Source organism: Loktanella sp. Alg231-35 (assembly GCF_900143545.1).
Lineage (GTDB): Bacteria > Pseudomonadota > Alphaproteobacteria > Rhodobacterales > Rhodobacteraceae > Yoonia.
The window spans coordinates 169,785-182,749 of record NZ_FREV01000005.1 but is presented as its reverse complement, the minus strand read 5'-3'; the positions used below and the strand labels follow the sequence as shown (position 1 = coordinate 182,749).

General features: G+C 58.0%; 12 protein-coding genes. 4 read left to right on the top strand and 8 right to left on the bottom strand.

Features of this window, described 5'->3' with window-relative positions; genetic code table 11:
* Window positions 1-19: 19 nt before the first annotated feature.
* Together DHN10_RS13625 and DHN10_RS13620 are read left to right on the top strand one after the other, a co-directional pair.
* Window positions 20-358, top strand: coding sequence for an ArsR/SmtB family transcription factor (locus tag DHN10_RS13625; RefSeq protein ID WP_108815893.1), 339 nt, complete (start codon window positions 20-22; stop codon window positions 356-358).
* Window positions 351-830: an SRPBCC family protein gene (locus DHN10_RS13620; protein WP_108815892.1), complete on the top strand. Its 480-nt coding sequence runs from the start codon at window positions 351-353 to the stop codon at window positions 828-830. The genes DHN10_RS13625 and DHN10_RS13620 overlap by 8 nt, the downstream gene beginning before the upstream one ends.
* Window positions 831-887: 57 nt before the next feature.
* Here the strand turns inward: DHN10_RS13620 and DHN10_RS13615 are convergent, their stop codons facing one another.
* Window positions 888-2,708 (bottom strand): ABCB family ABC transporter ATP-binding protein/permease, encoded by a 1,821-nt coding sequence (locus tag DHN10_RS13615; protein WP_108815891.1) that lies wholly within the window; start codon window positions 2,706-2,708, stop codon window positions 888-890.
* 67 nt (window positions 2,709-2,775) lie between these two features.
* On the bottom strand, window positions 2,776-3,978 hold the full coding sequence (locus tag DHN10_RS13610) for a LysM peptidoglycan-binding domain-containing protein (protein ID WP_108815890.1): 1,203 nt from the start codon (window positions 3,976-3,978) through the stop codon (window positions 2,776-2,778).
* 111 nt (window positions 3,979-4,089) lie between these two features.
* Here DHN10_RS13610 and DHN10_RS13605 point away from each other — a divergent pair, with 111 nt between their 5' ends.
* On the top strand, window positions 4,090-4,644 hold the full coding sequence (locus DHN10_RS13605) for a TIGR00730 family Rossman fold protein (RefSeq protein ID WP_373456714.1): 555 nt from the start codon (window positions 4,090-4,092) through the stop codon (window positions 4,642-4,644).
* Here the strand turns inward: DHN10_RS13605 and DHN10_RS13600 are convergent.
* Both DHN10_RS13600 and DHN10_RS13595 read right to left on the bottom strand, forming a co-directional pair.
* Entirely contained in the window at window positions 4,639-5,610 is a 972-nt protein-coding gene (locus DHN10_RS13600; protein WP_108815889.1) for a pyridoxal-phosphate dependent enzyme, read from the bottom strand. The two genes, DHN10_RS13605 and DHN10_RS13600, sit on opposite strands and share 6 nt — an antisense overlap.
* A gap of 72 nt (window positions 5,611-5,682) precedes the next feature.
* Window positions 5,683-6,282 (bottom strand): superoxide dismutase, encoded by a 600-nt coding sequence (locus tag DHN10_RS13595; RefSeq protein ID WP_108815888.1) that lies wholly within the window; start codon window positions 6,280-6,282, stop codon window positions 5,683-5,685.
* Between the two features lie 310 nt (window positions 6,283-6,592).
* On the opposite strand from DHN10_RS13595, the gene DHN10_RS13590 reads away from it, so the two are divergent.
* Complete coding sequence (locus tag DHN10_RS13590; RefSeq protein WP_234417132.1) at window positions 6,593-8,536, top strand: putative bifunctional diguanylate cyclase/phosphodiesterase; 1,944 nt, start codon at window positions 6,593-6,595, stop codon at window positions 8,534-8,536.
* Here DHN10_RS13590 and DHN10_RS13585 read toward each other — a convergent pair.
* From DHN10_RS13585 to DHN10_RS13570, 4 genes are all read right to left on the bottom strand, one after another.
* Window positions 8,533-9,108, bottom strand: a complete 576-nt coding sequence (locus tag DHN10_RS13585) for a sarcosine oxidase subunit gamma (RefSeq protein ID WP_108815886.1) — start codon at window positions 9,106-9,108, stop codon at window positions 8,533-8,535. The two genes, DHN10_RS13590 and DHN10_RS13585, sit on opposite strands and share 4 nt — an antisense overlap.
* Complete coding sequence (locus DHN10_RS13580; RefSeq protein ID WP_108816072.1) at window positions 9,101-12,112, bottom strand: sarcosine oxidase subunit alpha family protein; 3,012 nt, start codon at window positions 12,110-12,112, stop codon at window positions 9,101-9,103. The genes DHN10_RS13585 and DHN10_RS13580 overlap by 8 nt, the downstream gene beginning before the upstream one ends.
* A complete protein-coding gene (locus tag DHN10_RS13575; RefSeq protein WP_108815885.1) occupies window positions 12,109-12,438 on the bottom strand; it encodes a sarcosine oxidase subunit delta in 330 nt (109 codons plus the stop codon). The genes DHN10_RS13580 and DHN10_RS13575 overlap by 4 nt, the downstream gene beginning before the upstream one ends.
* A 141-nt stretch (window positions 12,439-12,579) precedes the next feature.
* Complete coding sequence (locus DHN10_RS13570) at window positions 12,580-12,804, bottom strand: hypothetical protein (RefSeq protein ID WP_108815884.1); 225 nt, start codon at window positions 12,802-12,804, stop codon at window positions 12,580-12,582.
* Between the last annotated feature and the right edge of the window lie 161 nt (window positions 12,805-12,965).

The window sequence follows — 12,965 nt, the reverse complement described above, 5'->3', positions numbered from 1 at the left end:
TGGTTTATTACATGACGCCATGGACAGCTCTGCCAAACTCGACGCCACATTCTCGGCACTTGCCCACCCTGCCCGGCGCGCCATCCTTGCGCGCCTGATCCAGGGCGAGGCGACGGTCAACACATTGGCCGAACCGTTTGAAATGAGCTTGCCTGCAATCTCAAAGCACATCCGTGTTCTGGAAAAGGCCGGGCTGATCACGCGGGGGCGCGACGCGCAATTCCGCCCTTGCACGCTAAATGCAGAACCGCTTGAGGCCATTGCCCATTGGACGGATCAATACCGCCACATCTGGGATGTGCGGTTTGATGCGATGGATCGCATACTTAATGAAATGAAGGACGCCAAACATGACTGATCAACCCAATTGGGTGCGCCTGCAGCGCACATTTGACGCACCGATCGACATGGTCTGGAAGATGTGGACCGACCCTGACCTATTCAAACAGTGGTACGGCCCCATGGGGATGAGCGTTCCAACTGCCCAGATGGATGTCACTGTGGGTGGCACACGCAAGATCAACATGGTGATGAAGACACCCGAACGCGAGATGAGCATGTGGTTCATTGGCGTCTACAAAGAGCTGAACGCGCCGCACCGCTTGGTTTACACCGAAAGCATGTGCCAACCCGATGGCACGCTCATCCCACCGCAGAGCATGGGAATGCCTGAAGGCAGCCCTGACATCACCGAGGTGATTGTCACGTTAAGTACTGAAGGCGGCAAGACCCAGATGACCATGGTGCATGTGGGCGTGCCCGCTGGGACGGCTGGCGAAGGTGGCTGGAATCAAGCACTCGATAAATTGGTCGAGGTGCTTTCCGCGTAGGGTGGGTAAAACCCACATGACGCCAAACTCTGGGGCCGCGCGTGGGTTTCACCCACCCTACGCGGCCTCTTCTTCGGATTGGCGGTTCCACAGATGGGCATAGCGCCCGTCGCTGGCCAGCAGATCATCGTGGCGGCCTTCTTCCACGATCACACCGTCTTCAAGCACCACAATGCGATCCGCATCTGCAATCGTCGACAGACGGTGCGCAATTGTGATCACCGTGCGGCCCTCGCCCATGGCTTTCAGTTCGGCCTGAATTTCCATCTCGGTTTCGGTATCAAGCGCGCTTGTCGCCTCATCCAGCAGCAGGATCGGCGGGTTCTTGAGCAGCGTGCGGGCGATGCCCACCCGTTGCTTTTCACCACCCGACAGCTTTAGCCCGCGTTCGCCAACTGTTGTGTCATACCCGTCCGGCAGGCTTTGGATAAAGTCATGTATCTTGGCGGCTTTGGCCGCGGCGATGATCTCATCCTCGCTGGCTCCGGGACGGCCGTAAGCGATGTTGTAATGCACCGTGTCGTTGAACAGGACTGTGTCCTGTGGAACGACACCAATCTGCGCATGCAGGCTGGTTTGGGTCACGTCACGCACATCCTGCCCGTCAATCAGCAGCGCCCCGTCGCCCACATCATAGAACCGGAACAACAACCGCCCGATCGTCGATTTCCCGGACCCCGAAGAGCCAACGATGGCCACTGTCTGCCCCGGCTCTACCTCTAGGCTGACACCTTTGAGGATCGGGCGCGCGGCATCATAGCCGAAGGTCACACCCTGCAAGGCCACGCGGCCACCGTTCACCTGTAAATCTGCCGCGTCAGGCTTGTCCTGCACCTCGGCCGGCTGTTCGAGCAGGTCAAACATATCGCCCATATCGATCAGCGACTGCCGGATTTCACGGTAAACCGTGCCAAGAAAATTCAGTGGCATGGTGATCTGGATCATATAGGCGTTGACCATCACGAAATCGCCCACCGTCAGATCGCCACGCTGCACGCCCATTGCGGCCATCACCATGACGGCAACCAAACCACCGGTGATCAAGACCGATTGGCCGAAATTCAGGAAAGCCAGCGAATAGTTCGTGCGGATCGCCGCGTTTTCATAATTGGCCATCGCCACGTCATAGCGGTCGGCCTCCCAGCGCTCGGCGCCAAAATATTTGACAGTCTCGAAATTCAGCAGGCTGTCGATGGCCTTTTGGTTGGCATCGGTGTCCTGATCGTTCATCTCTTTGCGGATTTTCACGCGCCATTCGGTCACCTTGAAGGTGAACCAGACATAAAGCGCAATCGTCAGAACAACGACCGCCAAGTACCAGACATCAAACAAGAAAAAGAGCACAACCGAGATCATCAGAAGCTCAAGAACAAGCGGCCCCATCGAGAACAGCAAGAAGCGCAGCAGGAAATCGACGCCCTTCACCCCCCGCTCAATGATCCGCGACAGTCCACCTGTTTTGCGGGTGATGTGATAGCGCATCGACAGGCGGTGGATATGGGTGAAAGTTTCAAGCGCCAGTTGACGCAATGCGCGTTGGCCGACCCGTGTAAACACCACGTCGCGCAGCTGCTGAAAGCCCACCGTCATCAATCGCGCAATGCCATAGGCCAGCGTCAAACCAACCGCGCCAAGGCCCAGCACCGTGGCGGCATCTGCCCCATCGGGTGCCAGCGCATCAACGGCTTGTTTATAAAGCACCGGCGTGCCCACGGCGATCACCTTGGATAGCAGCAAGACCGCCAAAGCCAGCACGACGCGGCGCTTGACCCATCCCTGCCCTTCGGGCCAAAGATAGGGCACAACGCGCTGGATCACGCTCCAGCCTTGGATCTGTGCGTCGTTCAAGTTGGCTTCGGTTTTGGCTAGACTACGCATGAAAACTCCCCGCTGCGGCCTACGTATCTAAGACGCCGCAGCTAGGATTGCCAGAGCAGGCATGCCCTTATTGTGAAATCTCGGGCATGCGGAAAATCTGGCCGGGGTAAATCAGGTCAGGGTCGCGGATCAGATCAGAGTTTGCTTCAAAAACCTCGACATAGAAGATGCCGCTGCCAAGGTTCTCTTCTGCAATGGCCCAGAGCGTCGCACCGGGTTGCACAGTCTTCACCGCAACCTCAAATCCTTCGACAGAGGTTTCCTCGGCCAGAACGGCGGCCACGTCCTCTGCCTCTTCGCGTTTGAAGGGCGTTTCAAGACGCGACACGACAACGCCTTTTTCGTCCACCTCATCAATCCGCAGGGTGTAGACACCGGTATCAATGGACGGCAGGTCAATCTGCCAATCGCCGCCTTCGGTCACGGATGACGTCGTCACGGGTTCATTGTCGATATAGACTTGCACGGCGCCGTCACCTGTTGCACGGCCCGACAGCCGCACCTCGCCCTCGGGGTCATAGGTGATCGCGTCAAGGGCGACATTGGGGTCCACCTGTGGCGCATTCAGCGCGGGGCCACCCTGCACAACACGCACGCCCGCCTCATCGGCTTGCAAGACGGTTGGCGGCGGTGCTGGGGCCGCAATCGCCAAATCTACCTCTGGCAGTTCGGGAGCGGCGGGCACCTCGGCTTGGGTTTCTGCGACTTCTGCTGCATCGCTCGCAGGTGCTGTGTCTTCCTCAGCAGGAGCCGCAGCGACAACTGCGGGGCCAACAATTGGGGCCACGATATAGCTGGTGGTGGATTCAAGTGCTGCACCATCGGGATCACCCACCAACGACAGGCGGCGTGGCGTATCGGACGGGCCTGCCAGCAGCAGGGCCACGAAATTGCCTGAACCATCAGCCTGGACGCGCTCAATGGCTTCGCCACCCAGCATGATGTCCACAAACTGCCCCGGTTCCGCCCGGCCTGCGATGACCATGCTGCCGTCAGGCTCTACCCGGAATGTATCAAACTCAGGACCCACAGGGGCCAAAACAATCGCAGGTTCCTCCGGGGCTTCGGCCTGAACCTCAGGCGCAGGTGCCTCTGGTGCCTCTGCTATCTCTGGTGCTTCTGCAACACCGGTCTCTGGTGCAGGCGCAACCGCCGCAACCTCCTCGATCTGCGGCTTTGGCAGGAAGGCGATCACAACAATAGCCACGCCCACGGCCACGATGCCCCCAAGCACCGCCACCCATCTGGTCGATTTGACGTCCTCTGACACGATATTCTTTCCCTCTCAGCCCCGATAACCGGTGCCCCCACCGCATTTGGTTGAGCCACCTTAACAACGCCGCTATGACCGGTCAAAGCGAAGCTGCGTGAGGTGCTACGAATGTCTGAAATGATGAAATCTGTTTGCGTCTATTGCGGATCACGCGATGGGGTTGATCCGGCCTATGCCGAGGCCGCACTGGCAACCGGGCAAATGCTTGTCGCCAATGGCTGGCGGCTTGTCTACGGGGCCGGAGATGTGGGGCTGATGGGCCGGGTTGCGCGGTCCGTGCAGGATGCAGGCGGGCAAACCTTTGGCGTGATCCCGACCCACCTGATGGATTGGGAAGTCGGCAAACGCGATCTGGACAGCTTCGTGATCACCGAGACGATGCACGAGCGCAAGAAGGTCATGTTCATGAACGCCGACGCTGTGGTCGTTTTGCCCGGTGGAGCCGGATCTCTGGATGAGTTCTTTGAGGCGCTCACCTGGCGGCAACTGAAGCTGCATGGCAAACCAATTATCCTGCTCAATGTGGATGGGTTCTGGGACCCGCTTTTGAAGCTGCTAGAGCATGTGGTAGATCAGGGTTTTGCTGGTGATGACATCCTGTCATTCGTCGACGTGGCCAAAGACGTGCCCGCCCTGAAATCAATCCTTAAGGACGCGCTATAGGCTCGCCATCAAGGCGGCGTAACGCTCTAGCGAGATGTTCGACCCACAGGCGATAATCCCGACATTGCGGCCCGACAAGTCATGGTTGAGCACTCCAAGTGTCGCTGCCAATGATGCTGCACAGGCCGGTTCTGCCGTGATGCGCAGGACGTTTTGATAGATATCCATCGCCGCCAACATCTCGCGGTCGTCAATCTTCACAATCCGGTCCACATGGGCCCGCGCCACGCCATAGGTCATCGGCATCGCCAAGGGCGCTCCTAGGCTGTCGGCGATGGTGGCGACTTTTTCAAGCCGGACTGGTTCGCCGGCAGCAAAACTTTGTGACATGCTATCAGCGCCATAGGGTTCCACACCAATCACCTGTGTGTCCGGGTTCATCTGCTTGATGGCACAGGCCATCCCGCTGATCATCCCGCCCCCGCCAATAGGAATGACATAAGTGTCGATCTGTGGGGCCTGCCGGGCATATTCCATCCCACAGATCGCAGCGCCAAGGATCATATGCTCTGCTTCATACGGATGCATCAGCGTGCGCCCGGCCTCTGCCGCTGCATTCATCGCGGCAAACGCTGCCGCCATATCATCATGCAATGTCACCGTAGCGCCCAATGCCTCGCATCCTGCAATGCGCGCAGGGTCCGTCGCCTTGGGCATGGTGATCAACGCATCTACCCCGGCCGCTTTGGCAGCCCATGAAACGCCCAGCGCATGATTGCCGCCACTTGCTGCCACAACCCCGGCGGCACGTTGGGCCGGTGACAGGCGGCGAATGCCCAACAAGGCACCGCGCGCCTTGAAAGACCCTGCCTGCTGAAACAGCTCGAGCTTGACAGTAACGCGGGCGCGTTCGGGCAAGACACCATCCAACCGCGCCGAACGCAGCGGCAGTATCGGTGTTTCAATCAGATCATCCTGCACCTCTGCCATGGCGGCAGAAATCTGGTCTCGCGTTGGTCCGATCATCGCATGCTCCTAAGAAAAAGGCCCGCAGGACGATGTCCCACGGGCCTTGGTGATTGTCCAGACGGACCGGATTTACATGCGCGAGGCGACGTTTTCCCAGTTCACCAGATTATCAAGGAAGTTAGTCAGGTAGACAGGGCGCTTGTTGCGGAAATCAATGTAGTAGGAATGCTCCCACACATCACAACCAAGCAGGGCTGTCTGACCAAAGCACAGCGGGTTCACACCGTTTTCGGTCTTGGTCACAGCCAAGGAACCGTCCGCGTTCTTCACCAACCAGCACCAGCCAGAACCGAACTGGCCTGCACCCGCAGCACTGAACTGCGATTTAAATTCATCAACGGAACCAAAGCTCTCGACCAGCGCTTTTTCAAGCTCACCGGGCATCGCATTGCCATCTGGGCCCATCATTTCCCAAAATTGGTTGTGGTTCCAAAGCTGGCTGATGTTGTTGAAGATACCGTTCTGGGCAACGGCGCTTTTGTCGTATGTGCCCACGATGATCTCTTCAAGGGATTTGCCCTCCCACTCCGTGCCTTCAATGGCCTTGTTGCCGTTGGTGACATAGGCGTTGTGGTGCAGGTCGTGGTGGAATTCGAGGGTCTCAGCGGACATGCCTTTGCTGGCAAGCGCGTCATGTGCGTAAGGAAGGTCGGGAAGCGAAAATGCCATATCGAGTCTCTTTCTGCGTTGAGGACAGGGATGCGTTGATAGATGTCACATGGGCCGGGAAGGTCAAGAGCGTGGCGCGTCAGTCCGAGGTTTTCTGGCGCTGCACCGGTTGATTGTGCGGATCTGCTGCGGCGGTAGGGTTTTGTTATCTCTTTCACGCTAACGATTGGGGACCAGCAACGCAATTGAGTGCCGCATGTACCGTGTGATTGAATGCCTTACTCTAGATCACACATACGGGCTTGTCGCTTTGGCAGGTTTTGTATGTGTGTTCGGATCATGTCTTTCCGTGCTTTTGAACCGGCGGCTGATGCGCACGACGGGCCGCAGGCGGCGGGTTCAACTGGTGCTGACCAGCATCATTGCAGGCACCACCATCTGGTCTACCCATTTCATTGCCATGCTGGCCTATGATCCGGGGGTTGAACACGACTATGAGCCTGTTCAGACCGTTGCTTCTTTGGGTTTGGCGGTTGTTGGGATGTTCGTGTCCACCACTGTCTTGGCGCAAAGGAACGGGCGCTTCACCTTCGTGATCAGCGGCACCGTCTTTGGCATCACCATTGCATCAGTGCATTTTCTTGGGATGTCCGCCTTTCTGCTACCCGGTCATCTGTCCTGGGACGGGAAAATGATCACAGTTTCGGTCATACTTGGCATCGTCTTGGGGGTGGGTGCGTCGCACCGCATCGCACAACCTGCGACGCGACATTCTTGGCCTGGCGCGGCGGTCATGATGGGTCTGGCGATTTGCACGATGCATTTCACCGGCATGGCTGCGTTTGACATCGTGCTTGATGGTACGGCGAACGTGCCCGAACAAGTGATCTCTGACACCACACTTGCCGTTTTGATCATTGCCGTGACCTCTGTCATTTTATTGATTGGCTTTGCCTCTTTCAGTATCGAAACGGATGTGCAGCAACAGGCCAATTCACAGCTTGAACATGCTGCCTTGCCTGACCCGATGACGGGCCTGCCCAACCGCTTGTCGCTCGACCAGACATTGAAAGCGTATCAGTCCGAACACGAGGGTGACCCAGACGTGCGGGTGGCGCTGCTCTCAATCGACGTGAACAATTTCAAAGAGGTGAACGATCTCTATGGCCATGTGACAGGCGATGAAGTGCTCAAGATCATTGCGACACGGCTGTCCGACGGCCTGCAAGACAACGGCTTTGTCGCACGTGTGGATGGCGATCAGTTTGTGGTTGCAGGAAATCGTATCTGCAACCCGGCGGAGGTTTTGACGCTTGCAGAACTAGCCCTTGGGCTGCTTGTGCAACCGGTTGAAACAATGCCTGCCACGATCAAGCTGGGCGCGTCGATTGGTACAGCATATAGTGCTACGGACGGGCCGGACCTGCGGGCCTTGTTGCAAAAATCCGACCTTGCGCTGCAACGCGCCAAGAAAGAACCTGCAACAACCATTTGCGCCTTTGACACAGAGATGGACGCGCAGAACCGGGACCGAAAGCTGCTGGCCCGTGATATGCGCAGCGCCATCGCGAACGGTGAATTTGATCTGGCCTATCAGTTTCAGAACAGCATCCCGTCGCGGGCCATCGTCGGGTTCGAGGCGCTGTTGCGCTGGAAGCACCCCACGCGCGGGCCGATTTCACCCGCAGAATTCATCCCGATTGCCGAAGAAACCGGCCAAATCCGCGAAATCGGCCTCTGGGTTCTGCGCACCGCCTGCCAGGAGGCTGCAACTTGGCACAAACCCTATAGCATCGCTGTCAACGTGGCCCCGCAACAATTGGTTCAGGCCGGTTTTGTCGATAAAGTCTCCGAGATTCTGAAAGCAACCAATCTGCCCCCTTCCCGGCTTGAACTGGAGATCACAGAAGCCAGCATCATCAATGACAAAACCCACACGATCGAAGCGATGCACCGCCTGCGCGAAATGGGCATTCGCATCGCCATGGACGACTTTGGCACCGGGTATTCGTCACTGGCGACGCTGCAGGCGTTCCCCTTTGACAAGATCAAGATCGACAAAAACTTTGTGCAGGACCTGCACAAAGACAAGAAACACGCGGCCATCGTCAAGGCCACGCTGCTTCTGGCCGAAGCATTTGACGTGCCGGTTCTGGCCGAAGGTGTCGAGTTAGAAGAGGAACTGGCGTTCCTGCACAAGATCAACTGCGGCACAGCGCAAGGGTTCTATTTTGGCAAACCGATGCATTTGCCCGAACTCCATGCCGCGCTAGCAGATGCAGCCAACGCGGACAGAACTGCCTACGCTTCTTAGCCGCTTTCAGGAAAGGCCCCAACGCGCCCGGCCTTGGCAGAAGCCGCGAGCAACGCAAATGCGTATTCGGCCACCGACCGAAAGCAAATCACCTCAAACGTATCGGCGTCCCGCATCCAGAATGCAGCGGCCACCTGCCCCAAACGTGTCCGCCGGAAATCACCGGGCTGAAACGTGTCAGGATGCAGATCGACTGGCGCGAGTTTTGCAATCACCTCGCGGCAGAATGTGCCTTCGACAAAGATCACCGCACGGGCGTCGGAAACATTTTCAGCCAGATAATGCGTGCCAGCAAGGGCTGCATCGATGGCCACAACCGCCTGCGCGGCCTCTGCATAGGGGACCAAAACCAGCAATTCATCCGGTGACATCCAGCAAAGGCCCTTGTCGCCCGCGCAATTGGCCTGTCCCTGCTGGGGTGGTTTCATGCCGGTCAGTTCAGTACAGACCGCGCGCAGTTTTTTGTTACTCAGGTCACCGCGCAGAATGATCATCCCGCGCAAACCCGCCTCGCGCACAGTGACTTCACCGGCGGCCGTTTTGCCGTTCAGGGCGCTGATTGCTTCAGACATTCTGCTTCTCCCCTTCCTTGTCATAGAATATCGGATCGACGATCTTCGCCTTCACCGTCGAGCCATCAACCTTGTTGAACTCAATGACTTCGCCCATGCGGTCCGGCCCGTTGTGGACAAGCCCCATGGCGATACCTTTCTCCAACGTCGGCGAATAATAGGTCGAGGTCACACGACCTTGCGTGTTTCCTTGCCCATTATCATTTGTGCCTGACGCAATCGCATAGGCACCATCGGGCAAGACCGATCCATCTTCAGTCATTAGCCCCACCAGCTTCCACCGGTTCGGGTCCGCCATATGGCTGCGGCCATGGGCACGTTTGCCTAGATAGTCCTCTTTCTTTTTGGACAACGCCCATTGCAGGTTAAGGTCCTGCGGGATCACTGTGCCGTCGGTCTCGTCGCCGATCATGATAAAGCCTTTTTCGGCCCGCATGATATGCAGCGCCTCGGTGCCGTAAGGCATCGCGCCAAACTCTGCACCCGCCTCCAGCAGCGCATCCCAGAATACCGCACCTTGCCCCGCAGGCACGGCGATTTCGTAGGATAGTTCGCCCGAGAATGAGATGCGGAAAACCCGCGCGTCAAAGTCACCGATCTTGCCGTCACGCCACTGCATGAAGGGCAGCGCCTCGGCGCTTACATCCATGCCACCCAGCTTGCGCAGCACCTTACGCGCATTCGGGCCAACGACGGCGATTTGGGCATATTGCTCGGTCACATTGGCAACATAGACGTTCCAATCCCACCATTCGCACTGAAGCCAGTCTTCCATATGGCCGTGGATACGCTCGGCCCCGCCTGTCGTGGTGTGGCAAAGCCACGTATCCTCGGACATGCGGGCGACAACGCCGTCGTCCATCAGAAAACCGTTTTCGGTACACATCAGACCATAACGGCATTTACCCACAGGCAGCGTCGACATCATGTTGGTATACATCATGTCAAGAAAGCGGCCCGCGTCCGGCCCTTTGACGATCAATTTACCAAGGGTCGAGGCATCCAGCAGGCCAAGATTCTCGCGGGCATTCTTGACCTCGCGGTTGACGGCGGCATGCACATCTTCGCCAGCGCGGACATAGGCATAAGGTCTGCGCCACTGGCCGACAGGTTCATTGTCGGCCCCATTGGCATTCGCCCAATCCGAAACGGGCGTCTTGCGGATTGGCTGAAACAGCTCATCCTTGGCAACACCGGCAATCGAAGCCATGGAAATCGGCGTGTAAGGTGGGCGGAACGTCGTCGTGCCCACATTTGGGATATCCGCGTTCAGCGACTGCGACAGGATCGCCAAACCGTTGATATTGCTCAACTTCCCCTGATCCGTAGCCATACCTAGGGTCGTATAGCGCTTGGCATGTTCGACGCTTTCAAAGCCTTCTTGTGCAGCCAGTTGCACATCGCTGACCTTCACATCGTTCTGGAAATCCAGCCATGCTTTGGAACGCAGCGCATGGCTGGCGCCCTGCGGCATCAGCCAGACCGGTGAAATCGGACCTTCGACCGCGTCCTGCCCCATCGGGGCTTGACCGCCACGCTTGGCATGACCCGCGGCCTTGGCCGCAGCGCGACCAGCGGCCCAGCCATCACTGACGGCTTCGGCTGTGAACAAATGCCCGTTGGCCGTGCCTGCGGTAATGACAAATGCCTCACCGTCGCCACCTGTTGGCGCACGTTCCGGATCAGGGCGGAACATCACCTGATCGGCGTCCCAGTTCAGCTTGCCACCGCAATGTGACCACAGGTGGACCACCGGGGACCAGCCGCCAGACATCGCCACGCAATCGCAGTCGATCTCTTCCAGCACAGCGCCTTCACCGGCCTGCGCACAAAGTGCTATACCCGTGACACGCTTGCCGCCTTTGACCTTGGCGATACCTTTGCCCAGCTCAACCCGGATACCTAATGCACGGGCCTCATCGATCAAATCGCCTTCAACCTCTGTCCGTGCATCCACAATGACCGGCACATCAAGACCAGCATTCTGGAGCGTGATCGCTGTACGATAGGCGTCGTCATTATTGGTCACGACAACCGTGCGGTCGCCCACGGACACGCCAAAATTCACCGCATAATCGCGCACCGCAGAGGCCAGCAAGACGCCGGGCAGGTCATTGGCCGCAAAGGACAACGGACGCTCAATCGCACCGGTGGCGGTGACAATCTGCTTGGCACGCACCCGCCACAGACGGTGGCGCGGGCCATCGGCATCTGGCTGGTGATCGGTCAGACGTTCATAGGCCAGCGTATAGCCGTGATCATAAACCCCTGCCCCCATACAACGCAGGCGCAATTCGACATTTCCCATGTCTTCAAGCGCTTGCACGGTGGAATTCACCCAATCTTGCGCCGACATTCCGTCAATCTCTGGCCTGTCAACTGCAGCACGGCCACCCCAATGGGCGGTCTGTTCGATCAGCAAAACACGTGCGCCGCGCTCGCCTGCGGCTTGGGCGGCAGCAAGACCCGCGATGCCGCCACCAACGATCAGAACGTCAACATGGGCATGGAAATGTTCATAGGTATCCTGATCGCGATCCTTGGGCGCTTTGCCCAGACCGGCGGACTTGCGGATGATCGGTTCGTAGACGTGCTTCCAGAACGACCGGGGGTACATGAACATCTTGTAGTAAAAGCCCGCTGGCAGGAACCGCGACAGATGCGTGTTGATGGCACCCACGTCAAATTCCAGCGAAGGCCAGTGGTTCTGCGATGTGGCAGTCAGCCCCTCGAACACTTCAGTCGTGGTGACCCTCTGGTTCGGCTCAAACGCGGCGCCCTGGCCAAGATTGACCAGACCATTGGGCTCTTCCGCACCGGATGCCACAACGCCGCGCGGGCGGTGGTATTTGAACGACCGGCCAACCAGCATCTGGTCATTCGCCAGCAGGGCAGAGGCGAGCGTGTCGCCCTCATACCCACGCAAGTGCTTGCCGTTAAATGTAAAAGACACGGCCTTGTCTGTGTTGATCAGACGACCTCGTTGCGCCAGACGGGTGCTCATTTGAAATTCCCCCAAGACCATCCGGGACGTGCGCCCGATATTGTGTCTTTGATCTCTTGTGGTGGTTCCAGCGTTTGCGCGGAATATGTGCCGAAGACCTGCAATGTGTTGGTGCAGCGGGCGGCGTGAAAATACTTGCCGCAGCCAAAGGCATGGCGCCAGCGTTCAAAATGCACCCCTTTGGGGTTTTCGCGCATAAAGAGGTAGTCCTCAAAATCTGCGTCCGAGGATCCCGGCCCTTCGCGCTTGAGATGCGCCTGACCTTCGCCGTGCAGATCGGTTTCATCGACATCGACGCCGCAATATGGGCAACGCAGAGTTAGCATGGGCAAGCCTCGGATGTTGGAGGGATCGTAAGGGGCACCAAGCGGGCGCAGGCCGTCCACACGGCATGCATACCCGACACAACAAAGGCGGACGCATGACTGCGCCCGCCTAAGCGGTTTCCAAGGTGAGTGGGGTTTGGGCTAGTTGTCAGTCGCCGGGGCGACAGGTTGGGTAGGTGCGGTTTCTTCCAGCGCTGGTGCGGCTTCTTCTGTGGCACCAACTGTTGCGGGATCAGCCGTAGGGCTGACGGAACCGCCAGCAAAAAGTGCATAAAGCAAGACAAGCACCACGATAACGGCTGCGACCAGAAAGCCGATACCACCGCCATTTGAGGTGCTGGGTGTAACGCGACTGAATTCATCCATGATGCGTCCTCCTTTTCAGACAAGTCCAACATCGCATGGGACTTATGAAAAGGAAGGTCGGCGGATTTCCCCGCCAAAAATGGGCGAACGGTGGCCATTTCCGCCGAAACCCATCGGCCATCTGCCGCCGGGGTTGGCGTGTACGGGGCCTGTGTTAGCAC